19 protein-coding genes and 1 riboswitch are annotated in these 23,822 nt (G+C 66.8%); of the genes, 6 read left to right on the forward strand and 13 right to left on the reverse strand.

All coding sequences use genetic code 11. The features are described from left to right. Positions 1-15: 15 nt before the first annotated feature. Positions 16-666 carry a TetR/AcrR family transcriptional regulator gene (locus tag AXYL_RS00275; RefSeq protein WP_013390818.1) on the reverse strand — a complete coding sequence of 217 codons (651 nt, stop codon included), beginning with the start codon at positions 664-666 and terminating at the stop codon, positions 16-18. A 149-nt stretch (positions 667-815) separates the two neighbouring features. Here AXYL_RS00275 and AXYL_RS00280 point away from each other — a divergent pair, with 149 nt between their 5' ends. Then, a complete protein-coding gene (locus tag AXYL_RS00280; RefSeq protein WP_013390819.1) occupies positions 816-2,015 on the forward strand; it encodes an arabinose transporter in 1,200 nt (399 codons plus the stop codon). Between the two features lie 38 nt (positions 2,016-2,053). Here the strand turns inward: AXYL_RS00280 and ribB are convergent, their stop codons facing one another. Continuing rightward, positions 2,054-2,773, reverse strand: a complete 720-nt coding sequence (gene ribB / locus AXYL_RS00285; RefSeq protein ID WP_013390820.1) for a 3,4-dihydroxy-2-butanone-4-phosphate synthase — start codon at positions 2,771-2,773, stop codon at positions 2,054-2,056. 111 nt (positions 2,774-2,884) lie between these two features. After that, positions 2,885-3,039, reverse strand: a riboswitch (FMN riboswitch). 112 nt (positions 3,040-3,151) lie between these two features. Next, entirely contained in the window at positions 3,152-3,679 is a 528-nt protein-coding gene (locus AXYL_RS00290) for an SET domain-containing protein (RefSeq protein WP_013390821.1), read from the reverse strand. A 107-nt stretch (positions 3,680-3,786) separates the two neighbouring features. On the opposite strand from AXYL_RS00290, the gene AXYL_RS00295 reads away from it, so the two are divergent. Then, positions 3,787-4,707 (forward strand): bestrophin family protein, encoded by a 921-nt coding sequence (locus AXYL_RS00295; RefSeq protein ID WP_013390822.1) that lies wholly within the window; start codon positions 3,787-3,789, stop codon positions 4,705-4,707. A gap of 7 nt (positions 4,708-4,714) precedes the next feature. On the opposite strand, the gene AXYL_RS00300 is transcribed toward AXYL_RS00295, so the two are convergent. Then, positions 4,715-5,185: an Lrp/AsnC family transcriptional regulator gene (locus AXYL_RS00300; protein WP_013390823.1), complete on the reverse strand. Its 471-nt coding sequence runs from the start codon at positions 5,183-5,185 to the stop codon at positions 4,715-4,717. Between the two features lie 93 nt (positions 5,186-5,278). Between AXYL_RS00300 and ilvB the strand changes: the two genes are divergently transcribed. Then, entirely contained in the window at positions 5,279-7,099 is a 1,821-nt protein-coding gene (gene ilvB / locus AXYL_RS00305) for a biosynthetic-type acetolactate synthase large subunit (RefSeq protein ID WP_085947774.1), read from the forward strand. A 95-nt stretch (positions 7,100-7,194) separates the two neighbouring features. On the opposite strand, the gene AXYL_RS00310 is transcribed toward ilvB, so the two are convergent. The 5 genes from AXYL_RS00310 to AXYL_RS00330 all read right to left on the reverse strand — a co-directional run bounded on the left by AXYL_RS00310 (position 7,195) and on the right by AXYL_RS00330 (position 13,537). After that, positions 7,195-7,974, reverse strand: a complete 780-nt coding sequence (locus AXYL_RS00310; protein WP_013390825.1) for an SDR family oxidoreductase — start codon at positions 7,972-7,974, stop codon at positions 7,195-7,197. A 110-nt stretch (positions 7,975-8,084) separates the two neighbouring features. Further along, positions 8,085-8,939, reverse strand: coding sequence for an ABC transporter permease (locus tag AXYL_RS00315; RefSeq protein WP_013390826.1), 855 nt, complete (start codon positions 8,937-8,939; stop codon positions 8,085-8,087). A 13-nt stretch (positions 8,940-8,952) separates the two neighbouring features. Beyond that, a complete protein-coding gene (locus tag AXYL_RS00320; RefSeq protein WP_013390827.1) occupies positions 8,953-9,723 on the reverse strand; it encodes an ABC transporter ATP-binding protein in 771 nt (256 codons plus the stop codon). Beyond that, complete coding sequence (locus AXYL_RS00325; RefSeq protein WP_013390828.1) at positions 9,723-10,781, reverse strand: ABC transporter substrate-binding protein; 1,059 nt, start codon at positions 10,779-10,781, stop codon at positions 9,723-9,725. Before AXYL_RS00325 ends, AXYL_RS00320 begins: the two co-directional genes overlap by 1 nt. A 131-nt stretch (positions 10,782-10,912) precedes the next feature. Next, a complete protein-coding gene (locus AXYL_RS00330) occupies positions 10,913-13,537 on the reverse strand; it encodes a DNA topoisomerase III (protein ID WP_013390829.1) in 2,625 nt (874 codons plus the stop codon). Positions 13,538-13,599: 62 nt separating this feature from the next. Here AXYL_RS00330 and AXYL_RS00335 point away from each other — a divergent pair, with 62 nt between their 5' ends. Next, on the forward strand, positions 13,600-16,230 hold the full coding sequence (locus AXYL_RS00335; RefSeq protein ID WP_013390830.1) for a GDYXXLXY domain-containing protein: 2,631 nt from the start codon (positions 13,600-13,602) through the stop codon (positions 16,228-16,230). On the opposite strand, the gene gluQRS is transcribed toward AXYL_RS00335, so the two are convergent. From gluQRS to AXYL_RS00355, 4 genes are all read right to left on the reverse strand, one after another. Continuing rightward, on the reverse strand, positions 16,217-17,113 hold the full coding sequence (gluQRS, locus tag AXYL_RS00340) for a tRNA glutamyl-Q(34) synthetase GluQRS (protein WP_013390831.1): 897 nt from the start codon (positions 17,111-17,113) through the stop codon (positions 16,217-16,219). The genes AXYL_RS00335 and gluQRS overlap by 14 nt on opposite strands. Positions 17,114-17,179: 66 nt before the next feature. Next, positions 17,180-17,638, reverse strand: a complete 459-nt coding sequence (locus AXYL_RS00345; protein ID WP_013390832.1) for a DUF494 family protein — start codon at positions 17,636-17,638, stop codon at positions 17,180-17,182. 241 nt (positions 17,639-17,879) lie between these two features. After that, positions 17,880-19,904 carry a TRAP transporter permease gene (locus AXYL_RS00350; RefSeq protein ID WP_013390833.1) on the reverse strand — a complete coding sequence of 675 codons (2,025 nt, stop codon included), beginning with the start codon at positions 19,902-19,904 and terminating at the stop codon, positions 17,880-17,882. A gap of 110 nt (positions 19,905-20,014) precedes the next feature. Further along, positions 20,015-20,974: a TAXI family TRAP transporter solute-binding subunit gene (locus tag AXYL_RS00355; protein ID WP_013390834.1), complete on the reverse strand. Its 960-nt coding sequence runs from the start codon at positions 20,972-20,974 to the stop codon at positions 20,015-20,017. Between the two features lie 252 nt (positions 20,975-21,226). On the opposite strand from AXYL_RS00355, the gene AXYL_RS00360 reads away from it, so the two are divergent. After that, positions 21,227-22,366, forward strand: coding sequence for a DSD1 family PLP-dependent enzyme (locus AXYL_RS00360; protein WP_013390835.1), 1,140 nt, complete (start codon positions 21,227-21,229; stop codon positions 22,364-22,366). A gap of 3 nt (positions 22,367-22,369) precedes the next feature. Continuing rightward, complete coding sequence (locus tag AXYL_RS00365; protein WP_013390836.1) at positions 22,370-23,752, forward strand: hypothetical protein; 1,383 nt, start codon at positions 22,370-22,372, stop codon at positions 23,750-23,752. Positions 23,753-23,822: the final 70 nt, after the last annotated feature.

Raw genomic sequence — 23,822 nt, forward strand, 5'->3', positions numbered from 1 at the left:
GCGAAAGCGGCAACGCTAGCGGCGCGCCGTCTTGCGCGGTGCGGCGCGCGCGGCCGGTTCGCCCAGGTATCCCATCACCGCGTCGACCACTGCCTGTTCCAGCTGCTGCGTGGAAAACCCCGCGGGCGGCTCCAGCGCTGCGGCATGCACCAGCGACTCCATGATGCGCAACACCACATAGGTCGCCAGATCCCGATCCTGCTGCGCAATTTCGGCGCGATGCAGTTCCAGCAGATGACGCATGCGCCTGTGAATATCCTGGTCCGCGCGGCTGTGTTCGTGCGGCTGGTCGAACAGCGGGAACTCCCTTTCCAACACGCGATGCAGCGCGGGCTCCAGCATGTGGGCATGCAGCATCGCTTCGACGATGGCCGCGACGCGCTCGCGCAGCGTGGCCGCGGGATTGCTGTCCAGGACCCCGTCGATCACGTCCAGCATCTGGTTGTCGTGGCGGTTGTGCAGCGCCGCGATCAAGGCGTTCTTGTTGGGGAAGTACTGGTATAGCGAACCGACGCTGACGCCGGCCGTCTCCGCGATCAGGTTGGTGTTGGTGCCCGCGTAGCCGTGGGTGGCCAGAACGCGAGCCGTGGCTTGCAGAATCGTCTCTACGGTGTGCTGGGATCTGAGCTGGCGCGGCGATTTCCGGGGCTGTGGGATGGCGGTCATGGGTACTGTGAAAGGCGAGTATCGAATATGAGCAACGGCTCATAAAATTTCCGGCAGGCAATCCGGTTCATCGCCCGCACACGGCGATTATGCCATCGGCGGTTTTCAAACTGGTTCCGGATTGCGCATCTCTCACTTAAGGAAATTCAATGTCGCATTCATCGACGGCCGGGGCCATGCCCGCGGCCCAGGGGCCCGTGCGCTCCGTCTTCGCGCAGGTGCTGCCGCTGGCGCTGGCGGTATTCGTCGGGTTCTTCATGATCGGCCTGCCCATGCCGGTGCTGCCTCTGTATGTGGATGGAACGCTGGCGCTGGGGGCGCTGGTCGTTGGCGTGGTGGCGGGCCTGCAGTTCGCCGCCGCCTTGCTGTCGCGCGCCTATGCGGGTTCGCTGGCTGATCGTCGCGGCGCGAAGCGCGCCGTGGTGGGCGGCTTCGTGCTGGGCTCCGTCGCCGGCCTGTTCTATCTCTTGGCCGACGATCTGTCGGCACGGCCGCAGGCGGCGCTGGCCGCGCTCTTGGCCGGACGCGCGTTGATGGGCTGCGCCGAAAGCCTCATCGTCACCGGCGCGCTGAGCTGGGGCGTGGGCCGCGTGGGGCCGCAGAATGCGGGCCGCGTGATGGCCTGGGTCGGCGTGGCGATCTACGCCGCTTATGCGCTGGGCGCGCCCACAGGCATGCGGCTCTACGGCGTCACGGGCTTTGCGGGCATCGCTTGGGCCACGGCGCTGATTCCGCTGGCGGCACTGGCGCTGGTGTTGCCGTTGCGCGGGGCGCGCGCGGCAGGTGGGGTGCGCACGCCTTTCTACAAAGTGCTCGGTCTGGTGCTGCTGCCCGGCGCGGGCCTGGCGCTGGCCAGCGTTGGCTTCGGCGTGATCACCGCGTTCGTGAGCCTGTTGTTCTCGCAAAGGGGTTGGGACGGCGCGGCGTGGATGTTCACGGCGTTCGGCGTGGGCTTCATCCTGGCCCGCGTGTTCTTTGCCGGCCTGCCGGACAAGCTGGGCGGCGCGCGCGTGGCGCTCGTGTGCGTGCTGATTGAAGCCGCAGGGCAATGGCTGATCTGGACCGGAACCACACCGGCCTGGGCCTTTGCAGGTGCGCTGCTGACGGGCGCAGGTTACTCGCTGGCATTCCCCGCCTTCGGCGTGGAAGCCGTGCGCCGCGTGCCCGCGGCAAGCCGGGGCGCTGCCATGGGGGCATATGTGGCCTTCCTGGACGTGGCTCTGGGACTGAGCAGCCCGGCCGCCGGCTGGTTGGCCGGCGAGCAAGGCTATGGCGCGGTATATGCGATGGGCGGCGCGTGCGCGCTGGCGGCGATGGTCGTCGCCATGGCGCTCAGGACGCGGAGGTAAAAAAAACGGCGCCGGACCCGGCGCCGCCTGTACAAGGATCAGACCGTTGCGGCCATCTCCAGCACTTCGTCGTCGATCGCTTCGGCCTGGCCGTCCTTCAGCTGTTGCAGATGGTCGGCCAGTTCGGCGATGGTCAGCGCCACCAGTCCATGCTGGGCGGCGTAGCGCTCAAGAGCGGCGCCGCGCATCATGGTGCCGTCGGCATTCATCAACTCGCACAGCACGCCGGCCGGACGCAGGCCGGCCAGCACGGCCAGGTCCACCGAGCCTTCGGTGTGGCCGCGGCGGGTCAGCACGCCGCCCGGCTGGGCGCGCAGCGGGAACACATGGCCCGGGCTGACGATGTCATCGCTTTGCGCCGACGGCGAGATGGCGGCGCGGATGGTGGTGACGCGGTCCACGGCCGACACGCCGGTGCTGACGCCTTCGCGCGCTTCGATGGAAACGGTGAAGGCGGTGGCAAAGCGGCTCTGGTTGCGCTGGACCATGGGCGGCAGTTCCAGCCGGTCCAGGGTTTCGCCGGGCAGGCACAGGCAGACGATGCCGCTGCCGTCGCGGATCAGCTGCGCCATGACGGGCACGGTCAGCTTGTCGGCGGCCACGATCAGGTCGGCCTCGTTCTCGCGGTCGAAGTCATCCATGAGGATGACCGGACGGCCCAGGCGCAGGTGATGCAGGGCGCGCTGCAAACGAGCGGCGAAGGGCTGCGAAGCCAGGCTGGGGATGGGGGACTGCGGGGTAAGGGTAACGTTGGACATTTGAAACGCTCTCGCAAGTTAAAAGGGGCGAAAAACGTTTCAGGGCTACTCGACAGCCGAACGCAATACGGCAATCCAGGCGCGGGTGCGCCCGGTGTTACCGTTGTGCCGGCACATCTTCTCTCATCCGGACTATGACCGTCGGCCCTGGCATCTCACCAGATCTGCTGACCCCGGTATCCGTGAAGGACGCCGGGCGCTCGCGGGCTCGCCACATTGCATGGCATACCGCCGGTGGGGAATTACACCCCGCCCTGAAGACGTACTGCATGTCGTGTTAACGACCTGGAGGATTGTACGCCTGTCCGCGGCGAGGGCCGGAATACGCCGGCTGCGCCTGGGGTTTTCGGAACAAGGCGGGGTCCGACCCCGCCAGGATCAGGAGGCCGCTTCGACGGGTTCGGGCTGTTCAGCCGTTTCTTTCTTCTTCTTTTTGGCCGGCAGCGCCAGCATCGTGCCGCGGCACGGCGGCGTGCCGCAGAGGCAGCGGTAGCCTTCCTTCAGCTTCTTGGTGATGCGGCCGTCCAGCACCAGGCCGTAGTCGTACGATAGCTCGGTGCCGCGTGGGATGTCCTGCAGCGCGACGATGTAGACGCGCTTGCCGTGCTTGCCTTCCTGCGCTTCGCAGTTGGGCTGGCAGGAATGGTTGATCCAGCGCGCGTCGTTGCCCTGGTCGCCGCCGTCGATCACGCGGCCGGAGCTGAGCGCGAAGAAGAAAGTGTGGAAGGGATCGTCCGGATTGGTCGGATGGCGGCGGTCGGCTTCCTTGGCGCTGATGCGTTCGCCGCCGTACTCGATGATGCGCGTGCCCGCGGGAATCTTGCGCGCGGCGAAGACGCCGTTGCCGTGCAGCTTGGAGCGGCGGACGGCATACCAGGGCTTGATCGGAGTGTCTTCGTTGGTCATTGCTCGGTGGAAGTGGCGGTGAGACGAAACAGAATTATATCGGCGCGTTTTTGACAGCTTGATGGGCGTATAGTGTGCGCCGCCCTGTCCCTCCCCGGTTACGCACCATGATTGTCCGTCCGCGTCCTTCCGCGCTGGCTTTGTTCTTTGTCTTGCGCGGCTCCATCATTCCCCGGATCCTGAGCCGCATCCTGGTCATCACGGCACTGTCCTGCCTGGTGGTGTGGATGTACCACCAGGAGTGGTTCTCGCCCGCCCACCTGTCGGCGGTGCCGTTTTCGCTGTTCGGCCTGGCCCTGTCCGTGTTCATGGGCTTTCGCAACAACGTCTGCTACGACCGCTGGTGGGAAGCGCGCAAGCAATGGGGCGAATTGATCGTGCAGGCGCGTAGCCTGGCGCGCGAAAGCGCGGTGCTGCTGGCGGCCAGCACCGCCAATCCGGTGCAGGAACGCATCGTGCGGCGTTGCATCGGCTTTGGCTACGCACTGGCGGCGCGACTGCGCCAGGAAGATATGGCTGCTGCTGCGCGCCCCTGGGTGCAGCAGGACGAGGCCGAGACCCTCACCGGCTGCCGCAACGTGCCCGATGCCCTGCTCATGGCGATCAACCGCGACCTGGCGGCCTGCCTGCGGCGCGGCGAACTGACCGACATCCTGTACCAGGCGCTGACCCAGCGCGTGGCCGCCTGCGCCGCCATCCAGGCAGCTTGCGAGCGCATCAAGTTCACGCCCTCGCCCTTCGCCTATTCGCTGCTGCTGCATCGAACGGCTTGGCTGTTCTGCCTGTTGCTGCCTTTCGGCCTGGTGGGCACGCTGGAATACATGATGCCGGCGGCCGTGACCATCGTGGCCTACACCTTCTTCGGCCTGGATGCGGTGGGCGACGAGCTGGAAGACCCGTTCGGCTCGGATGAGAACGACCTGCCGCTGTCGGCGCTGGCCCGCGTGATCGAGATCGACCTCCTGGAAGGCCTGGGCGTGCGGCCCCTGCCCGAACCCGCCGAGCCGGTGGATTTCGTGTTGCGCTGAGGCGCGCCTATTCCGCCAATCCCGTCAACGGCAGCTTGGTTTCCTTCAACCGGCGCAGCACGAAGCAGGATTTGCTGTGCCGGATGCCCGGGATGCGGTAGAGCTGTTCGCGCAGCAGCCGCTCGTAGTCGCGGGTGTCGCGCACGGCGATGCGGATGTAATAGTCGTAGTCGCCCGAGACCAGGAAGGCCTCCAGGACCTCGGGTATCTGCGCCAGCGCCCGGCCGAACTCGTACAGCGTTTCCTCGCTGTGGCTCTCCAGCGTGACGTGGACGATCACCGTGTCCATGAAGCCCAGGCTGGCGGGATCGATGTCCACGGTATAGCCGCGGATCACCCCGGCGCTTTCCATACGCTTGATGCGGTTCCAGCAGGGCGTGGACGACAGGCCCACGGCGGCGCCGATGTCGTTCAGGCTGGCGCGCGCGTTGTCCTGCAGCACCTTCAAAATGGCGAGATCAAACTTGTCCAGGTTCATTTTCTTTGATTCCTTGAAATCGAAGATAAATTTACTCTGTCTACCGGTTATTCGTGGAAAAGAAGATAAATATTCTTCCGATCTACGAATAAGATAGATAGCATGAACGATCGCCTGCACCCCACCGCCGCCGCCGCGCTTGCCGCCACTGATCGCCCCGCTCACAACGGGGCGAAAATTCTGCTCGACACGCTGATTGCCCACGGCGTGGATACCGTCTTCGGCTATCCCGGGGGCGCGGTGCTGCCGCTGTACGATGCCCTCTACGCCGAGCCGCGCCTGCGTCACGTGCTGGTGCGCCACGAACAGGCCGCCGTGCACGCCGCCGAGGGCTACGCCCGCAGCACCGGCCGCACGGGGGTGGTCTTCGTCACGTCCGGCCCCGGCATGGCCAACACCACATCCGGCCTGCTGGACGCCATGTGCGATTCGATCCCGGTGCTCTGTATCAGCGGCCAGGTCGCGACGGCGGCCATCGGCACCGATGCTTTCCAGGAATGCGACGCCATCGGCATCTCGCGCTCGGTGACCAAGTGGAACACCCAGGTCCGCTCGGTGGACGACGTGGCTGCGGTGACGGCCCGCGCTTTTGAGCTGACCCGCCAGGGCCGCCCCGGCCCCGTGCTACTGGATTTTCCCAAGGACGTGCAGTTGGCCGTGCCGCGCGACGCGGATGACGATGCCGTGCCTTCGCAACAGAAGCTGGCCGCGCTGCGCGCGCGCCGCCAGGCGGGCAAGCTGGCGCCCAAGCTGCCGCAGTCGGCCGTGCGCCGCGCCGCCGCGCTGATCGCTCAGGCCAAGCGGCCCATCTTCTACGGCGGTGGCGGGCTGGTGAATGCCGGCCCCGAGGCCTGCGAGGCGTACACGGACCTGGTGCGCCACACCGGCGCGCCCTGCACCCTGACCCTGATGGGCCTGGGCGCGTTCCCCGCGTCCGACCCGCAGTTCGTCGGCATGCTGGGCATGCACGGCACGGTCGAGGCCAATCTGGCCATGCACAACGCCGACCTGGTGGTCTGCATCGGCGCCCGTTTCGATGACCGCATCACCGGCAAGTTGTCGGAGTTCTGCCCGCATGCACGCAAGATCCACATCGATATCGATCCCGCCTCCATCAACAAGGTGGTGCGCGTGGACGTGGCCCTGGTAGGCGATTGCCTGCCGTTGGTGCGCGCCCTGCGCGCCGAACTCGGCGACGAGCCCATGGACGCGGCGCGGCTGGCGCCTTGGTACAAGCGCATTGCCGCCTGGCGCGCCCAGGACTGCCTGGGCTACACCCCGGCCGCCGACGCGATCCTGCCGCAGCACCTGATGTCGCGCCTGAACGCCGCGCTGACGGACCGGGATGCCATTGTGTCCACCGACGTGGGCCAGCACCAGATGTGGGCCGCGCAGTACCTGCGTTTCGACAAGCCCAACCGTTGGCTGACCTCCGGCGGCGCGGGCACCATGGGTTATGGCGTTCCCGCCGCGATCGGCGCGCAGGTCGCACACCCGGACAAGACCGTGGTCTGCGTCAGCGGTGATGCATCAGTGCTGATGAACATCCAGGAACTGTCCACCGCCATGCAGCACCAGACACCCGTCAAGGTCGTGCTGTGCAACAACGGCTACATGGGCATGGTGCGGCAGTGGCAGGAGCTGATCCATGGCGGACGCTACAGCCATAGCTACAACGCCTCCCTGCCCGATTTCGTGGCGCTGGCGCGCGCCTTCGGCTGGGGCGCGGCCCGGGTGGACGATCCGGCGCAGCTGGACGCCGCGCTGGCCGAATGCCTGGCGCATGACGGTCCCTACTTCCTGGACGTGGCGGTGACGGCGCAGGAGAACTGCTTCCCGATGATGCCGGCGGGCCATGGGCACCAGAAGATGATGCTGGCGGAAGGCGTCTGGTATCAGGACGAGACGACTTAAGCGTCGCTGTCGGGCGCGCGGGGCGGCAGCCGCTTGGGTTCACGGGCACCGGTGGTATGCGCGCTCCGGCTTTCTCGCGCTTCGCCCTGCCACCCTCAAAACTGAATCGACAAGCCCCCGTCCACCACCAGCACGTGCCCATTCACGTATGACGCCGCGGGCGACGCCAGGAACACGGCGGCGCCCGCGATTTCCTCGGGCTCACCCCAGCGCCCCATGGGATTGCGTTCGGCGATCCGCGGACCGACCGCCGGGTCAGCCACCATCTCCGCATTGGTTTCGGTAGCGAAGGTGCCCGGCGCGATGGCGTTGCTGGTGATGCCGTAGCCGCCGAACTCCGCCGCCAGCGCGCGCACCATGCCCGTCAGGCCCTGCTTGGCCGCGGGATAGACCGCATCGCCCGAACGCGCCAGTTCCCCCACCACCGAGGTGATCGCGATCAGGCGGCCGCTGCCCTGGCGCACCATGCGCTCGGCGGCGAACTTGGCCAGCAGCATGCCGGCGACCATATCGGTGTCGATCAGCTCGCGGATCTCGGCGGGGCTGGTGTCGCGCAGGGTCTTGCGGTTGCGCGCTCCCACGTTGTTCACCAGGATGTCCAGGCGGCGATGGTCGCGGTCTATGTCCAGGAACGCGCGCTCCATGGCGGCGTCGTCGCTGATGTCGAACGGCAGCGCATGCGCGTCCAGTCCTGCGGCAGTCAGTTCACCCGCCGCGGCCGCGACGGCCTCGGCGTTGCGGCCGTTGATCAGCACGCGCGCGCCACAGCCGGCCAATGCGCGTGCGATACAGAAACCCAGCCCGCGGGCAGAGCCTGTGACCAGGGCGACCTGTCCCGTCAGGTCGAAGTTGCGCAGATACGGCAGCGTATTCATGTCAGTCGTCCAAAATGCTTCGTCTCAATCAGGGCGGCGCGGATCTGGCTCCGCCAGTCCGCAGCGGCGCCCTCCTGGGGCGAAGGGCGCGGCGCTGCGGGGGGATCTACCTATTCCCGGAACTCCGGCGCCCAGTGCAGCAGCCGGCGTTCCAGCCAGGTCACACAATAAACCAGCGCGATGCCGACGATGGACAGCAGCGTCACCGCCGCGAACATGTCGGTGGCGTTCAGCGTCGCCAGCGCGGTGATCATCAGATAGCCCATGCCCGTGGTGGAACCGACGAACTCCGCCAGCACCACCCCGATCAGCGCGAAGCTGATGGCATTCGGCAGCGCCGCGAAGGTCCACGCGGCGGCGGTCGGGATGCGCACCCGCCACAGGATCTGGCGCGGCGAACCACCCAACGTGCGGCAGAAGTCCACCAGTTCGCGCTCCACGCTGCGCCCGCCCTTGTAGGTGTTGAAGAACACCAGGAAGAACACCACGAACCAGGACGTCACCACCTTGGACGCCAGGCCCAGTCCGAAGAACATGGTGATGAGCGGCACGAAGGCGATGCGCGGCATCGAGTTGAACGCCACGATGAAAGGATTGAACACATCGGCCAGGAAGCGGCTGCGGCTGAGCGTCATGCCCACCACGAAGCCGCTGCCCACACCCACCAGCAGTCCCACCATGGTCGCTTGCAGCGTCAGCCACAGGTGTGGCCAGACCGAGCGCGGGCCGGGCTGCAGCCACTCCCACAATCGCACGGCCACGCGCGAAGGCTGGCTGATGAAGAAGGGATCGAACAGCGTGTTCTGGGTGAACCAGGGGATGCGTGTGAGCGTTTCCCAGGAGCCCAGGATGATGGCAAGAATCAGCACTTGCCACAGCGTGATGCGCAGCCGGCGCGCGATGCTGGCGCGGCGGTCCAGCCGCAGCTGGCCCTGCAGGGAATCGGCGGAATCAGTCGTGGTCATGACGCGTATTGGTTCAAGCGGCGGCGCGGAACTGCTGTCCCAGCACGCTCCATAGGCTTTGCACGTGGGTCACGAACTGCGGCGTTTCGCGCAGCGTGAAGACATCGCGCGGATGCGGGATCTCGATGCGCTCGTCCAGCAGCACGCGGCTGGGCGGGCCGGACAGCACCACCACGCGGTCGGACAGCAGGATGGCCTCGTCCAGGTCGTGCGTGACCATGACGATGGTCTGGCCCAGCTTGCGCCAGATCTCGATCAGTTCGCGGTGCAGGTGGGTCTTGGTGTGGGTGTCCAGCGCGCCGAAGGGCTCGTCCAGCAGCAGGATGCGCGGCTCGACCGCCAGGCTCATCAAGAGCGCCACGCGCCGCCGCATGCCGCCCGACAGCTGGTGCGGAAAGGCGTCGGCGAATTGGCTCAGGTGGCCCATTTCCAGCAGCTCGGCCACGCGGCGTTCGATCTTGTCGGCGGACACGCCCTGGAACTTCAGGCCCAGCGCCACGTTCTTTCTTACGCTGAACCAGGGCAGTAGCGTGTCCTTCTGGAAGATGTACCCCAGCGCCGGCGGCACCTGCCCGTCGACCACGCGGCCGTCCACGCGGATGGTGCCGGTGGTCGGCCGCAGAAAGCCCGCGATCATGTTCAGCAGCGTGCTCTTGCCGCAACCCGAAGGGCCGACGATGGAGACGAACTCGCCCTCCGGGATCGTCAGGCTGACCTCGCCCACCGCGTGCGTGGTGGCCTGGCGCGTCTGGTAGGCCTTGCCCACCTTGTCCAGCGTGATCATCAAAGGCCCCGGGCGCGGCGCACGAAGCTCATGTTCACGCAACGGTCGTAGGGCACGGTCTTGATCTCGTCGTTGGAGAACTGGCGACCGTCGCCCATGATGGCCGTCATGCGGTCATAGGCGTCCTGGGTGATGATGTTGTCCTTCAGGAACACCGTTTCCTTGTAGACGCCCAGCGTCTTCTCGATGGCGGCGCGCGGAAAGGCGTTCAGGTAATCGTCGTAGATCGCGTCGGTGACGGCCGCGGCGCTGTTGGCGCTGATGAAGTCCTGCGCGCGGACCAGACCGGTCACGAAGGCCTGCACCACTTCGGGACGCTTCTGGATGGTGTCCTGCAAAGTCAGGGCCGCGATGCCGGGTACGTCGCCGCCCATGAATTCGTTCCACGAGCTCTCAGTGGTGGCGTCGAAGATGGGCACGCCCCAGCCTTCCTGCTGGGCCTGTTCCATCATGGACATGGTGGCCATGCTGGCGGACACGGAGCCGGTCTTGAGCGCGCCCAGCATGGTCGCCAGGTCGCCCAGCGGGCGGATGTCCACCTTGTCGGCCACGCCGGCCTTCTGCATCAGGTACAGCGCCATGAGCCAGGTGCTGGACTGCGGCTGGGTGGCGCCCACGCGCTTGCCGGCCAGGTCCTTCAACGATTTGATCTTGCCGCTTTCGAAGTCTTCGCGGCGCACGATGACGTTGGCGTAGGTGAGCTTGCGGTCGAAGCCGAACACCAGCGTGGCGGGCTTGCCGGCCAGCGTCAGCGCGGGGGCGGCCGTCGCGGCGGTGGCGCCGAACACGATCTGGCCCGCGGCCAGCAACTGGTTGGTGCGCGGACCGCTCTGCGAATTCAGGTATTCGACTTCCAGCCCACCCTCGCCGAAATAGCCCTTCTTCAGCGCGACGTAGCCGGCCGCGAAGAACGGGTCGATGCTGCCCTGGCCATAGACGACGCGGCCCAGCTTGGGCTGCGCGAACGCGACGCGGCCGTTGATGAGGCTGATGCCGGCCAGCGCGCCTGCGGCGGCCAGCACGCGGCGGCGGGTGGTGGAGTCGGGGCTGTTGCTCATGTCGTCCTCGGAATAGGTCTGGTTGCAGCGGTTTGGCGTAGACAATACCCCAGCAACTGGCGTCCAACAATGGAAAACGCCCGGTTGCCCGGGCGTTGTGCGCGATACGAGGAAGAGGCGTGGCTCCCCTGCTATGCGGCGGTCTTTTTAGGCGCTGCCTTTTTCACGGCTTTCTTGACGGCCGTTTTCGTGGCCGTCTTGGTTGCGGTCTTCTTCACTGCGGCCTTCTTGGCCGGCGCTTTCTTGGCGGCGGTCTTGGTCGCGGTTTTGGCAGCCGTCTTGGCCGGCGCGCGGCCCGGCTTTTCAGGACGCGGCTCGAACTCGAAGCCGATCTTGCCGTCCGGCTGGCGGACGAGGAAGGCCTTGAACTTGCGGTTGGTACGGCTGGAGACGAAGCCGTCGAGCAGGTCGGTGCGGCCGTTGGTCAGCAGCTTTTCCATCTGCTCGCGCGAGATCTCCTGCTGCAGGATGACCTTGCCCGAACGGAAATCGCAGCTCTTTTCGGGGCCGACGGATTTCTCGCAGACGTAGCTCATACCGTGCTCGAACACGCGCGACTGGCACTTGGGGCACGAACCCACCGGCGTGTGGCCGGAGAAGTCCACGGCCTCGTTGTCGTCTTCGTCGCTTTGGCCGAAGTCGAACTCCAGCTTGAATTCATCGCTGATGCGCAGGATGGCGGCGAACGGCCGGCCCATCTTGCTGATGAAGCCTTGCAGCGGGCCGATCTCGCGCTTGGCCAGCAGCTCTTCGACTTCCGGCAGCTCGAAGGTGCGGCCGCCCGGGTGCTTGCCGATGGAGAAGTCGCAGGCGGTGCAGGCAAAGCGGCGATAGTTTTCCTTCACCACGGCGCCGCACTTGGGGCACGGCGTTTGCAGCGTGGCGTAGTCGCCCGGCACCGTGTCGCGCTCGTATTCCTTGGCGCGCTTGACGATGACCTGCGTCATCTGCGCGATCTCGCGCATGAAGGCCTCGCGGCCCAGGCCGCCCTGCTCGATCTGCTTGAGCTTGTGCTCCCATTCGCCGGTGAGTTCCGGCGAGGTCAGTTCGGTCACGTCCAGGCCCGACAGCAGCGTCATCAGCTGGCGCGCTTTGGCGGTGGGCACCAGGTCGCGGCCTTCGCGGCGCAGGTAGACCTCGTTGAGCAGGCCTTCGATGATGGCGGCGCGCGTGGCCGGCGTGCCCAGGCCGCGCTCGGACATGGCTTCGCGCAGCTCTTCGTCGTCCACCAGCTTGCCCGCGCCTTCCATGGCCGACAGCAGCGTGCCTTCGTTGAAGCGCGCCGGGGGCTTGGTCGACAGGCCGACGGCCTCCACGTCCTCGGTGCGCACGGTCTCGCCGTCCGCCACGGGTACCAGGTTGGCGTCTTCGCCCTGGGCTTCCTTGCCGTAGACGGCCAGCCATCCCGGGCTGACCAGCACCTTGCCGTCGGTGCGGAAGCGGTGCCCCTGCACTTCGGTCATGCGGGTGGTGACGCGGTATTCGGCGGCGGGAAAGAACACCGCCAGGAAGCGCTTGAGCACCAGGTCGTACAGCTTGGCCTCGGCCTCGCTCAGGTCGTGCGGGATCTGCAGCGTGGGGATGATGGCAAAGTGGTCCGACACCTTCTTGTTGTCGAAGATGCGGCGGTTCGGCTTGACCCATTGATTGCCGACCACGGTTTCCGCGTGGCGCGACAGGCCGCCCACGGCATTGGAGCCGCCCTTGGCCAGCGCGCGCATGGTCTCCTGCACCGTGGCGATATAGTCCTCGGGCAGATAGCGCGAATCGGTACGCGGGTAGGTCAGCGCCTTGTGGCGTTCGTACAGGGTCTGCGCCAGCGCCAGCGTGGTCTTGGCCGAAAAGCCGAAGCGGCCGTTGGCTTCGCGCTGCAGCGAGGTCAGGTCGTACAGGGCCGGCGACATCTGGGTCGACGGCTTGGATTCTTCCGTGACGTTGCCCGGCTGTTCGCGGCAGGCGGCCACCACGCTTTGCGCGGCGGCTTCCGACCACAGGCGCGATTCGCGCTTTTCCGGGTCGCGGTCGTCTTTCTTGAACTGCGGGTCGATCCAGCGGCCTTCGTACAGGCCGGCGGCAGCCACGAAGGTGGCGCGCACTTCCCAGTAGTCGCGCGGCACGAAGCGGCGGATGCGTTCCTCGCGCTCGGCCACGATGGCCAGCGTGGGCGTCTGCACCCGACCGACCGGGGTCTTGAAGAAGCCGCCGTCCTTGCTGTTGAAGGCGGTCATGGCGCGGGTGCCGTTGATGCCCACCAGCCAGTCGGCCTCGGCGCGCGAACGCGCGGCGGCTTCCAGCGGCTTGAGCTGGGAGTCGTCGCGCAGGTTGGCGAAGGCTTCGCGGATGGCGGCCTGGGTCATCGACTGCAGCCACAGGCGCTGGATCGGCTTCTTCACGCCCGCGTACTGAATGATGTAGCGGAAGATCAGTTCGCCCTCGCGCCCGGCGTCACAGGCGTTGATGATGGCGTCGACGTCCTTGCGCTTGGCCAAGCGGACCAGCAGCTTAAGCCGTTCGGCGGATTTCTTGTCGGTGGGACCCAGTTCGAACTCGGGCGGAATCACGGGCAGGTGCGTGAAGCTCCACTTCCCCTTGACCGGATCGTTGGGCGCGACCAAGCTGAGCAAATGCCCGATACTCGATGCGAGGACGTAACGTTCGCTTTCAAAATAGTCGCCCTCGCGCGCGAAGCCTCCCAAGGCGCGTGATATATCAAGGGCCACCGAGGGCTTCTCGGCAATAATCAGCGTTTTATTCATGTGTATCCAGTGGCGGCAGTCCCGCCGTAGTAGCGCGGATAATAAGATCGGAGATTCGCCAGATGCAAGTCGGCACTGAAAGACAAGCGGGATCCGAACTACACGCTTGGCGTCAATTCCTGGCGCGCAGCACCCTCTGGCTAGGTGTTTTGCTGCTGGGAAGCGCCGCGGTTTGCTGGGTCGCCGCCAACTGGCAGGACATGACAAAAGTGCAGCGCTTCGCCGGCATTCAGGGCTTGCTGGCGGTCTGCGCGCTGGCCGCCGCCTGGGCCGGATTGCGCCTGCGGGCCAGCCCGGGCGTGCGCCGCACCATACCGGGCGCCCTGCTCGCCCTGGCCGGCATCCTCTTGGGCGCGCTGCTCGCCTTACTAGGCCAAACTTACCAGACTGGCGCCGATACCTGGGAACTGTTCGCCTGGTGGGCGCTGCTGCTGCTGCCTTGGGCGCTGGCCGCCGGCAGCCAGGCCGTCTGGCTGCTGTGGGTGCTGGTGCTGAACGTGGCGATGGCCTTGTGGCTGGGCGAGCGGGTGTTCTCCTGGGTGCTGATATTCGGCGGCCCGGGCGTGCCCGGCCTGATGATGGCCGGCTTGAACCTGGTGCTGCTGCTGGGCTGGGAGCTGGCTGCCCGCCGCTGGCGCGCCAGCACCCTGGTCGGTCCGCGGGTCCTGGCCGCCCTGGCGATCAGCGTGCTGGTGCTGACCCAGATGCTTGGCGACTTCCTGGGCCGCGGCCTGGGCCTCTATAACGGCATCGCCTGGGTCGCGGTGACCCTGGGCCTGGGCTTCTATTATCAGAAGGGCCGGCGCGACCTGATCATCCTGGCCATGCTGGCCGCCGGCGTCATCTGCGTGTCGCTGCGGGTGGCGGGCGAATGGCTGCTGCGCCTGGAGCCCGGCGTCTGGGCGGCCTTGCCGCTGGCGGCGCTACTCATGGCCGAGGCCGTCTTGGCCGCGCGCTGGCTGCGCCGGCTTGCCGGCGACCCGCAGACGGCGGTGGTCGCGGCCGCCGATTCCGAACCGGCTGCGGCTTCGGCCGGCAACTCGGTGGACCCGGCCGACGCCAGCGCGCCGGTCGCGCAATTGGCGCCGGTCCCGGCGCCGCAGGCGGATCCGCCCTGGTACGTGCAGTGCCTGTTGGGCTTGAGCGCCTGGCTGTCGACGGTGTTGCTGCTGGTGTTCATCGCCTTCTCGGGCTTCATCACTTCCGAAGGCGGCGCGCTGGTGGCCGGGCTGGTGCTGTGCGCCGCCGGCGTGGCGGTGCTGCGCAGCGATGCGGGTCCGTTCTGGCGCCAGTGCGGCACGGCCATGGCCTTTGCTGGGCAAATTTTGATCATCTTCGGGCTATCCAGTTCGACCTCGTTCGCCAGCGCCTGCGTATTCGTGCTGCTGATGGCGGCCACGGTCTACGCGGTGGGTCCCGACGTCATCCTGCGCTTCCTGAGCGGCCTGCTGATCGCCGCGGCGGGGGCGGGCCTGATCTGGCGCGGCCTGTCGCCCGACCTGGGCGGCGAAGACCTGCTGGATGCCTGGCTGGGCTTCGACGTCATGCGCGCCACCTTCGTATGGCTGCCCATCGCCGTGACCGGCGCCTGGGCCACCGCCGTCATTTTCAGTGTCAGCCATCGTCTGGGCGGCAAGCGCGCCCATGCGTTGCAGCCGCTGGCTTGGGCCTTCCTGCTGTCGGTGCAAGGCATGGTGTGGCTGGCGGGTGGCCTCTCCGCCCAGCAGCTGCCCGCCATGTGGCAGCTCAATCCGCATACGGCGGTGCTGGTGGTTGCAGGGGCGCTGCTGCCCCTGGCGGCTGCCTTTGCGGTGCTGTGGCCCCGCCGCCACGTGCTGACCGCTGGCGTCACCTGGGGCGTCCCGATAGCCCTGTTGATCCTGGCGCTGTTCTGGCTGCCCAGCCCCGGCGTGGGCTTCGCGCTGGCCTGGCTGCTGCTGGGCTTCGGCTTGAACCAGTCGCGCCTGGTCGTGTTCGGGGTGATCAGCCTGCTGGCCTATCTGGGCGTCTATTACTACCAGTTGGACGTGCCGCTGCTGCAAAAAGCCTTGTGGCTGGGCGGCGCCGCCCTGCTGCTGTTCGTGCTGCGTGCCCTGGTCTGGCTGGTGCCGCGCCTGATGCGCACCATTGCGCCCAGCCGACGCGCGCCCCTGCCGCCGGTGTCGGCGCCCTTGCGCTGGCGCACGTTGGCCATCCTGGGCGGTCTGGCGCTGGTACTGGTGGTCGCCAACGGCGGTATCTGGCAGCGTGAAAAGCTGCTGGCTTCCGGCAAGGTGGTCATCCTGGAACTGGCGCCGGTGGATCCCCGTTCGCTGATGCAAGGCGATTACATGGCGCTGAACTTCGCTGCCAGCCGGGAGGTCACGCGCCTGCGGCTGGGCGGCGAGCGGCCCGAGGCCGAGGAATCGGTCATGGGCTACGAGCCGGACGGCTATGTGATGCTGCAGACCGACGCGCGCGGCGTTGGGCAGCCGCTACGCATCCAGCCCGACACGCACCCGCATACCGATGCCGAAGTGCCGCTGCGTTACCGCATCCGCGACAACAGCGTGCGCATCGTGACCAACGCCTATTTCTTCCCGGAAGGCCAGGCCGAGCGCTATCAGGTCGCCAAGTACGGCGAGCTGCGCGTGGCGGAAAACGGCGAGGCCCTGCTCGTGCGGATGCTGGATCAGGACCTCAAGCCGCTGTAGCGGCGCACAGCGGGAAGCGCCGCGCCCATTGCGCGGTGGCTTCCCGCAGGAATTGGTCGCGGTTCGCGGTGTCGATGACGCCGAAGCCCAAGGCGCGCCAGGCGGCCGTCAGCGCCGCCAGGGGCGCGCCGGTGTCGATGGGCGGGGCGCCGTTTTGCTTGGACAGTTTCAGGCCGCTGGACGCGTCCAGGATCAGTGGCACATGCAGGTAGCGCACCGGCGACAACCCTAGCAGCCGCCCCAGCACGCGCTGGCGCGCGGTGGAACTGAGCAAGTCCGCGCCGCGCACCACGTCGGTCACGCCTTGTGCGGCGTCGTCCACCACCACCGCCAATTGGTAAGCCCACAGGCCGTCGGCCCGCCGCAAGGCGATGTCGCCCACGGCCTGCGCCACGTTCTGTTCCTGCGGCCCCAGCCAGCGGTCCACGAAATGTTCCACGCCCTCCGGCATGATCACGCGCCAGGCGCGGGCTTCGCGGCCTGCCGGCAGGCCATGGCGGCAGGTGCCGGGATACGGGCGCTCGCCATCGGCGCCCGGGGCGGTCTGGCCGCGCAGCGCCGAATCGGCGATTTCGCGCCGGGTGCAGCCGCAGCCGTAGATCAGGCCGCGTGCAGCTAGCGAGTCGAAGGCGGCCTGATAGGCGTCGTTGCGGCGCGATTGCCACATGATGTCGCCGTCCCAGGCCAGGCCCAGCGCATCCAATTGGCCCATGATGACCTCGGCCGCGCCCGGCACCGTGCGTGGCGTGTCCACGTCTTCGATGCGCAGCAGCCAGCGCCCGTTCTGGGCGCGCGCGTCCAGCCAGCTGGCCAGCGCGGCCACCAGCGAGCCCGCATGCAGCGGGCCGCTGGGGCTGGGGGCGAAGCGGCCGATGTAATTCACGATGGGATGCCCGCGCGGCGCGGCGCGCGGGGTGGGGAAAGCGGCATCAAGCGACGCGGATGCCGGTCAATGCAGCAGGCGCACGCCGTCTTCGTCCAGCAGCTCTTCCAGGACCAGATTGTCGATCTCGGCTTCCTGGCTCCAGAGAACCATGAGGGCGATGATCTTGATCTTGGACAGCGGCACGGGCGTTTCCGGCGAAGCCAGGCCCCGGTCGATGACGATTTCGCGCAGCGGCGCGGGCAGCACGCCAGCCGATTCCAGGAAGGCGATGAAGCCGATGGATTCGGTGCCGAGCTGCTGGTATTCGTTGTCGGTGTAGATCCGGGTGCCGGTGGCGGGGGCCTGGGCGAGATCGACGCAGCGTTCGGTGGTTTCGGCCAGGCCGTAGAGCCAGCCTAGGGCGTCGTCGATGTCTTCGTGCTCGAAACCGGCGGCGGCAAGCCGCTTTGCGAGCACGTCGGCCGCAGGACAGGCTTGCGGCGTGTAGTAATTCTCGTACAGATAAACCAGGATATCGAACATATGGCGCAGTTTTGTGCCTGTGTGCACAGTCGGCCCGGAGATCGGCAGACCAGCAAACATGAATTTTACTTTACGCTGATTTAAATAGCCCGGCAACCGGCGGGAAGGTGGAATGTTGTATGGCGTCACCTTGCGACAACACGCGCACATTTTCCGCCTAAATGCTGCCAATATTCATGATTCGGAGCAAAAAGGGGCGGGTCTCGCAGATCCGCCCCTTTTTGTGCGCAGGCCGGTTCCGTCAGGCGGCCTTGGGGGCGCTTTCCAGCTTCAGCTGCGCCAGTTGGCGCATGAACACCGGAATGCAGATCGCCAGCCCCACCAGCCCGCTGGTCAGGCCCGGCAGGATCGTCAGCAAGGCGCCGATGGTGCATAGCCAGCGCTCCCAGCTCTTCATGCCCACCAGCATGTAACGCGAGAAAGCGGCCGACAGCAGCACTAGGCCGACCATGCAGCCGAACAGCGTCACGAAGAAGTCGTACCAGGTGAAGCCCTGCACCGAAATCAGCAGCGACGGCGAGAACACGAACACGAAGGGCACGATCAGTTTGGTGATGCCCAGCCTAAAGGCCGTGTTGCCGGTCTTGAACGGGTCGCTGCCCGCCATGCCGGCCGCCGCGTAGGCCGCCAGCGCCACGGGCGGCGTGATGTCCGCCAGGATGCCGAAATAGAACACGAAGAAGTGCGCCGCGATGGGCTGCACGCCCAGTTGCACCAGCGTGGGGGCGGCCACCGCCACCATGATCAGGTAGTTCGCCGTGGTGGGCACGCCGCAGCCCATCAGGATGCAGACGATGCCGGTCATGATGAGCGCGGCCACCAGCGTCAACGACTGCATGTTGGCGATGGTATCGGGGATCACCATGGCCGCGCCGCTGGCCAGCACCTGCGAGGCCGCGATCACGATGTACGAGATCTTGAAGCCCACGCCGGTCAGCGTCACAACCCCGATCACGATGCCCACCGTACCCGCGGCCGCGCCCACCGCCAGCGCGTACTTGGCGCCGGTCTCGAAGGCTTCGTACAGGTCGCGCCAGCGCAGCCGCTGGAACGGATTCAGCAGGCCCACGATGATGCAGCCGGTAATCCCCGCGAAGGCTGCCAGGTACGGCGTGCGGCCGCTGGCCAGCACGCCGATCAGCAGGACCAGCGGGATCAGCGTCGGCCAGCGCATCTTGAACGACTGCTTGAGCTTGGGCATTTCCTCTTCGGTCAGGCCGCGCAGCCCTTCGCGCTTGGCCTCGAAGTGCACCTGCATGAACATGCCGAAGAAGTACAGGAAGGCCGGGAAGATGCCCGCGATGGCGATCTGCTGGTACGGGATGCCCAGGAACTCGATCATCAGGAACGCGGCCGCGCCCATGATGGGCGGCGTGATCTGCCCGCCCGTGCTGCTGGCCGCTTCCACGCCCGCGGCGAAGTGCCGCGGATAGCCGATGCGGATCATGGCCGGAATGGTCAGCGAGCCCACCGTGACCGCGTTGGCCACCGAGGAGCCCGACAGCATGCCGAACATGGCCGAGCCGAACACCGACACCTTGGCCGGCCCGCCCGCGTACCGTCCGGCGACGGTCGACGCCACGTCCAGGAACAGCTGGCCCAGGCCGATGCGGGTGGCCAGCACGCCGAACAGCACAAAGTGAAAGACATAGGTCGCGACCACGCCGACCGCCACGCCGTACACGCCCTGGCTGGTCAGGTACATGTGGTTGACGACCTGCGACCAGGTATTGCCGGCATGCTTGAGCAGGCCCGGGAAATACGGCCCGAACATCGCATACGCCATGAACACGATGGCGATGATGGGCAGCGGCCAGCCCATGGCACGGCGCGTGGCCTCCAGCAGACCGATCAGCAGGATGGACCCCATCAGCACGTCCATGGGCATGGGATTGCCCACGCGGAACGCCAGGTCCTCGAAGATGTAGGGGATGTACAGCACCGACAGCGCCAGCGCGATGGCGATGATCCAGTCGTACAGCGGAATGCCGCCCGGTGAATACCAGGTGGACTTGGGCTGGCGCTGGTAGTGCGACTTGGAAAAGCCGAACACCAGGAAGATCAGGCTTAGCACGAAGGCCAGGTGCACGCCGCGGTGCGTGGCCTCGCGCAGCAGGCCGAAGCCGGCGGTGTAGTAGTGAAACAGGGATAAGGTGACGAGCAGGCCCGACACGATCCAGGTGGCCGTCTTGTCCAGCGGCCGGAAGCGGATTTCCGAATCGTACTTTTCCGCCAGCTGCTGGGTTTTCTCGTGGTCTATTTCCATCGCCGTGAGTCTCAGGTGATACAGCAAGCAGGGCCGCTCGTGGCGGCCCTGCTCAAACACGGCGGATCAGATTGCGCCGTGGTCTATCCTTAAAAGAAGCATCGGCTCGCTTATTTCAACAGGCCCACTTCCTTGTAGAACTTCTCCGCGCCCGGGTGGAACGGGATGCCCGCGCCCTTGACGGCGTTTTCCTTGGTGATGAGCTTGCCCTTGGCGTGGCCGGCGTCCAGCGTCTTGCGCGTGGCGTCGCTGTATAGCGCCTTGGTCACGTCATACACCACCTGATCGGGGATCTTGGCCGAGGTCACCATCTGCGCGTTGACCGAGATGGTCTTCACTTCCGGCAGGTTCTGGTACGTGTTGGCGGTGATCACGTCGGGCGTGAAGAACTCCTGCTTACCGCGCAGCGCGTCGATTTCCGGGCCGACCAGCGACACCAGTTCGATGCTGCCGGTGGAGGCCAGTTCGGCGATCGCGCCGGCGGGGGCGCCGCCCACGAAGAAGAACGCGTCCAGGCCGCCGTCCTTGAGCTTGTCGCCGGCCTGGTTGGGCTTGAGGTATTCGGCCTTGATGTCCTTGTCGGTCAGGCCGTAGGCGCCCAGGATCAAGCGCACGTCCACCAGGGTGCCGGAGCCCGGCTCGTCCATGGACACGCGCTTGCCCTTCAGGTCCGCCACGCCTTTGATGCCCGAGCCCTTGCGCGTCACCAGGTGGATGCTTTCCGGGTACAGGGTGGAGATCAGGCGCAGGTCCTGGGCCTTGGGCTTGCCTTCGAAGGTGCCGGTGCCGCTATAGGCCCAGAAGGCCACGTCGGACTGCGTGAAGCCCGCTTCGAACGAGCCGCCCATGATGCCGTTGATGTTGGCGACGGAGCCGTTGGAGGCCACCGCGGTGGCAATGAGCTTGCCCGGCTGGGACACGGCGTTGCCGATGATGCCGCCCACCGGATAGTAGGTGCCGGCGGTGCCGCCGGTGCCGATGCGGAAGAACTGCTGGGCCTGCGCCGAACCGGCGGCGCCGACGGCGGCGGCCGCAATGGTCAGGGCGGTGATCCAATTCTTGAGTTTCATGCGGGCTTCTCCGATTCTTGCTGACGGGTATCAGTGATGTGATTTCTGCCGTTGGGCGAATTCCCCCGGCAAAAACGCGCCTCCCCTCGGGGGCTTTCTTTATGATGAAATTCTGTCATGCCCACCCCCTGTAGCCAATGATTACAGGGCTATGGTTTTCCAGGGGGTCGCATCGCCCAAGGTTATGGGTGGTCCCGCTTTGGTTATGGTGTGCGCTTACATCCCTGCAGTGCTGATAACGGAGTTTCCAAGATGTCCCAGGAAGTCATACGCGGCATTGCGCTGCCCCCCGCCGCCCAGCCGGGCGATCCCCTTGCCGGCGTCGACACGCCCAGCCTGGCGCTGGACCTGACCGCCTTCGAAGCCAATCTGCGCGCCATGCAGGCCTGGGCCGACCGCCACGAAGTGGCCCTGCGACCGCACGCCAAGGCCCACAAATGCCCGCAGATCGCGCTGCGCCAACTGGCCCTGGGCGCGCGCGGCATCTGCTGCCAGAAGGTCAGCGAAGCCTTGCCCTTCGTGGCCGCCGGCATCCGCGACATCCACATCAGCAACGAAGTCGTCGGCCCGGCCAAGATGGCGCTGCTGGGCCAGCTCGCGCGCGCCGCCAAGATCGGCGTCTGCGTGGACAACGCGCAGAACCTGGCGCAGCTGTCGGCCGCCATGGTTCAGGCCGGCGCCGAGATCGACGTGCTGGTCGAAGTGGACGTGGGCCAGGGCCGCTGCGGCGTGTCCGACGACGCCACCGTGCTGGCGCTGGCGCAGCAGGCGCGCGCGCTGCCGGGCCTGAACTTCGCGGGGTTGCAGGCCTATCACGGCTCGGTGCAGCACTACCGCACACGCGAAGAACGCGCCACCGTCTCCCGCCAGGCCGCGCGCATCGCCGCGTCCTACGCGCAACTGCTGCGTGAAAGCGGCATCGCCTGCGACACCATCACCGGCGGCGGCACCGGCAGCGTGGAGTTCGACGCGGCCAGCGGCGTCTATACCGAATTGCAGGCCGGCTCCTATGCCTTCATGGACGGCGACTACGGCGCCAATGAATGGGGTGGCCCGCTCACCTTCCAGAACAGCCTGTTCCTGCTGTCCACCGTGATGAGCACGCCCACTGCGGAGCGCGTGGTGCTGGACGCCGGCCTCAAATCGGCTTCCGCCGAATGCGGCCCGCCCGCCGTCTATGGCGAGTCCGGCCTGACCTGCATTGCCATCAACGACGAGCACAGCGTGGTGCGGGTGGAAGCTGGCGCCACGGCGCCCGCCTTGGGCAGCGTGTTGCGCCTGGTGCCTGCGCACGTGGACCCCACCTTCAACCTGCACGACGGCCTGGTCGTGTTCAAGGACGGTGTGGTGCAGGACATCTGGGAAATCTCCGCGCGCGGCTTCTCGCGCTAAACCATGCCGCAGCAGCCCGTCTCCTTCGATTGGAAAATTCCCCTGTCCGACGTGCTGGACACGCTCAGGCAAATCTATTCGACCCGTCACCCGGCGCTTGCATCCGCGCGCCTGGACCTGCTTCGGTCCGTCATGAGCGACGACCGGGCCGACGACTTCCTGCCGGCGCTGGGCCAGGAGCTGGAGGCATTGGGACTGGCGCTCATCGAGCAGCGCGAAGAGGATGACGCGATTCGTCTGCTGATCGTGCCGCAGGTCGAGGCAGACAGTCTCAAGACGCAAATACAGGCGCGGGGTTGGGAGGCCGTCGCACATCGCCAGGAAGGCGCCGCGGCTGGCGCCCAGGCGGCCCTGCCCAAGCCGGCTGCGGGTCCGCTGTGCGGCCCCGAGGATTATCTGGACATCCCCTACGCCGTAGCGCTGGCTCCGGGATGGGCCTGCGCCGCCATGGAGGACTGGGAAGCTCCGGCGCTCACCGACCTGTGTGCATGGCCGGCATTGCACGCGATCGACGGCAAGTTTCCGGCGCGGCGTGGGCTGCTCGCCTCCTGCGTAAGCCTCAGCGGCGTACATGCCTGGATCGAACAGGGCCCGGACGGACTGTCCAGCACGCCCTATGCGCATCTGCTGCATTCCGGCCAGGTCGAGCTGCCCCCTTCCAACCGGCCCGGCATGCCCCTGCCGCCGCGCGCCGCGCAAGTGCAACGCCGGACCCCGGAATTTAGCCTGGGCTTTGCGGGCGACGATCTGCTGCTGGTGGACCGTGGCATGGTCTTTCTTTATCCCGCCTACGGGCGGCAGGCAGGAGACTCCGCGGCGGAGCCGACGCTGCTGCACACGGCGCCTGCGCAACGTCGTCCGGTCAGTGACAGGTCCGCCGTCATTCTTATGCCGGACGGCCGTACCTGCGTGCTGTGCCGCGGCCAACTGCTGGAGTTTCGCGAAGGGCGGCTGCATCCCTTGCCGCTGTCTTATGGCGCGCCCTTATCGGGCGATATCTCGCATCCTGTGGCCTTGGGCGACAGTGCCATTGCGTGGCTGGAGGACGGCATGCTTTGCCACGCAAGCCTGGATGTTGGCGCCGTTCATCAGCACGAAGTGGCGCACCTACCTGCCGGCGGTATGACGCTGCAAGCGCTACAGGGCGGCTGGCTGCTGCTGGGCCACTGGCATGCGCCGCATCGAAGTCTGGACCTGGGCCAGCTCTGGCATCCGGCGTCGGGCCAGTTGCTTCGAATCCGCCATGGCGCGCTGGACCTCGATAGCGGGATACAACAGTGGATCGGCCTGCCAGGTGGCGAGGTCGTGGCGGGCGGTCAGACGCGGTACGCGCGGCTAGGTCGTTTCGATGCCCTGCTGGGCCGCCTCGACGCAAAAGCGCAATAGGACGCAACGCGCAATAGGCGCAAAAAGGCCGGCGCGCTTTCAGCGCGCCAGCCGTCCAAGCAGGCTACCG

Source organism: Achromobacter xylosoxidans A8 (genome assembly GCF_000165835.1).
In the GTDB taxonomy this organism is placed as follows: domain Bacteria; phylum Pseudomonadota; class Gammaproteobacteria; order Burkholderiales; family Burkholderiaceae_B; genus Achromobacter; species Achromobacter xylosoxidans_B.

Bases quoted from the DNA above. Each gene is read 5' to 3' on its own strand.
- AXYL_RS00275 (WP_013390818.1), bottom strand. From the start codon at position 666: ATGACCGCCATCCCACAGCCCCGGAAATCGCCGCGCCAGCTCAGATCC.
- AXYL_RS00280 (WP_013390819.1), top strand. From the start codon at position 816: ATGTCGCATTCATCGACGGCCGGGGCCATGCCCGCGGCCCAGGGGCCC.
- ribB (WP_013390820.1), bottom strand. From the start codon at position 2,773: ATGTCCAACGTTACCCTTACCCCGCAGTCCCCCATCCCCAGCCTGGCT.
- AXYL_RS00290 (WP_013390821.1), bottom strand. From the start codon at position 3,679: ATGACCAACGAAGACACTCCGATCAAGCCCTGGTATGCCGTCCGCCGC.
- AXYL_RS00295 (WP_013390822.1), top strand. From the start codon at position 3,787: ATGATTGTCCGTCCGCGTCCTTCCGCGCTGGCTTTGTTCTTTGTCTTG.
- AXYL_RS00300 (WP_013390823.1), bottom strand. From the start codon at position 5,185: ATGAACCTGGACAAGTTTGATCTCGCCATTTTGAAGGTGCTGCAGGAC.
- AXYL_RS00310 (WP_013390825.1), bottom strand. From the start codon at position 7,974: ATGAATACGCTGCCGTATCTGCGCAACTTCGACCTGACGGGACAGGTC.
- AXYL_RS00315 (WP_013390826.1), bottom strand. From the start codon at position 8,939: ATGACCACGACTGATTCCGCCGATTCCCTGCAGGGCCAGCTGCGGCTG.
- AXYL_RS00320 (WP_013390827.1), bottom strand. From the start codon at position 9,723: ATGATCACGCTGGACAAGGTGGGCAAGGCCTACCAGACGCGCCAGGCC.
- AXYL_RS00325 (WP_013390828.1), bottom strand. From the start codon at position 10,781: ATGAGCAACAGCCCCGACTCCACCACCCGCCGCCGCGTGCTGGCCGCC.
- AXYL_RS00330 (WP_013390829.1), bottom strand. From the start codon at position 13,537: ATGAATAAAACGCTGATTATTGCCGAGAAGCCCTCGGTGGCCCTTGAT.
- AXYL_RS00335 (WP_013390830.1), top strand. From the start codon at position 13,600: ATGCAAGTCGGCACTGAAAGACAAGCGGGATCCGAACTACACGCTTGG.
- AXYL_RS00345 (WP_013390832.1), bottom strand. From the start codon at position 17,638: ATGTTCGATATCCTGGTTTATCTGTACGAGAATTACTACACGCCGCAA.
- AXYL_RS00350 (WP_013390833.1), bottom strand. From the start codon at position 19,904: ATGGAAATAGACCACGAGAAAACCCAGCAGCTGGCGGAAAAGTACGAT.
- AXYL_RS00355 (WP_013390834.1), bottom strand. From the start codon at position 20,974: ATGAAACTCAAGAATTGGATCACCGCCCTGACCATTGCGGCCGCCGCC.
- AXYL_RS00360 (WP_013390835.1), top strand. From the start codon at position 21,227: ATGTCCCAGGAAGTCATACGCGGCATTGCGCTGCCCCCCGCCGCCCAG.
- AXYL_RS00365 (WP_013390836.1), top strand. From the start codon at position 22,370: ATGCCGCAGCAGCCCGTCTCCTTCGATTGGAAAATTCCCCTGTCCGAC.